Source organism: Streptomyces sparsus (assembly GCF_054776295.1).
On the sequence record NZ_BAAHCA010001045.1, the window covers coordinates 1 to 1,557 of the forward strand.

General features: G+C 74.5%; 1 protein-coding gene and 2 pseudogenes. All 3 read left to right on the forward strand.

Annotated elements, in window-relative coordinates:
* A pseudogene (locus ACYVE9_RS26160) lies at positions 1 to 318 on the forward strand (hypothetical protein); the annotation flags it as partial.
* Positions 303 to 971 carry a response regulator gene (locus ACYVE9_RS26165; protein ID WP_461030369.1) on the forward strand — a complete coding sequence of 223 codons (669 nt, stop codon included), beginning with the start codon at positions 303 to 305 and terminating at the stop codon, positions 969 to 971. The pseudogene ACYVE9_RS26160 and the gene ACYVE9_RS26165, both read left to right, overlap by 16 nt.
* 287 nt (positions 972 to 1,258) lie before the next feature.
* A pseudogene (locus ACYVE9_RS26170) lies at positions 1,259 to 1,557 on the forward strand (hypothetical protein); the annotation flags it as partial.

Sequence of the window (1,557 nt, forward strand, 5' to 3'; positions counted from 1 at the left end):
CCCGGCCTTGACACCCTTCCGTCAGGGCTTCCGCCCGACACCGCACTGGCGGTGTTCCGCCTGGTCGAGTCGGCGCTGGCCGCCGGTGACAGCGCACCTGCCGAGGTCCGGCTGGCGGCGGCCGGCACCGAACTCGCCGTGACCGTCACCGGTGTGGCCGGGGCGACGACCGGGCCGGTGCTGGAACGCCTGCGGGTCCAGTCCGCCGCCGCAGGCGGACGGCTCGCCACCGGCACCGCCGAATCCGTTCAGATCTGGCTGCCGGCCCGGACCGGGCCGGCCCCGTCCCAGGAGGTCCTGCCATCACCATCCGTGTGATCGTCGCCGACGACCAGCTCGTCGTGCGCGCCGGGTTCGCCGCCGTCATCGACGCCGAACCCGACATGAGCGTGGTCGGCGAGGCCGGCGACGGAGCCGCCGCCGTGCGGCAGGCCGAGGAGACCGATCCGGACGTGGTCGTCATGGACATCCGCATGCCCGGCATGGACGGACTCACCGCCACCCGCCTGCTGGCCGCGCGTGGTGACCGGCCGCGCGTCCTGGTGCTGACCACCTTCGACCTCGACGCCTACGTGCACGAGGCACTGCGCGTCGGCGCGTCCGGCTTCCTGCTCAAGGACGCCGAGCCGGACGACCTGCTCGACGCCATCAGGGTCGTCGCCGCCGGCGACGGCGTACTCGCGCCCGCCGTGACCCGCCGCCTGATCCACACCTTCGCGGCGAGCCCGCGGCCGGTCGAGCCCGACGGCACGCTGACCGGACTCACCCCGCGGGAACGGGAGGTACTGGTGCTGGTCGGATCGGGCCTGACCAACGCGGAGATCAGCCGGCACCTGGGCGTGGCGACCGGCACCGTCAAGTCCCACGTCAACGCGCTGCTCGGCAAGCTGGGGCTGCGCGACCGGGTGCAGGCCACCATTCTCGCCTACGACGTCGGCCTGGTCAGGCCCCGCGCCGCGCCCCCGGCCTGAACCGCCGGTACGTCAGCTGCCCACCTCCCGACGCTCCTTGGCCGCCGCGTCCGGCCCTGGCGGGTTCCGCCCACCGGGACGGCACCGGCCGCGGGGGGTTGACGCCGCGCCGGCGTGGAACCCCGCACCCGGGGAAACGTCACGCCCGGCCTTCCCGTAGCCGAAGGATCACCTCCCTGCCGGGTTTCCGGTGTGTTGGTGCGTCCGAAGCACAGTGCCGGGCGGAAGGTGGGGTGCTGGAGGTGGTGTGCGTGGTCGGTGCGCGTGGTGGGAGCAGATGTCTGTTCGTGAGCGGCACGGCGGAGGGCCGTGCCGGCAGGGTCGGCGGCAACGCCGGGCGGGCCGGCACGCTGTGCACGATGGGTCCCGGGCCTGCGGGCGCGGGCTGCGTGGACGGTGACGTCGTGGCAGCGGTAGAAGGTGAGCTGACCGACTGGCTCGCCGAGCGGGTGTGCGAAGCCCGCCTGGTGGACGGCGAGTTCGGCGACGAGATCGCGGCCCGGCTGGAACGGTTCGTCACCGGGGGCGGAAAGCGCCTGCGGTCCCGGTTCGCCTGGTGGGGGTGGCGCGCCGCGGACGGCGCGGC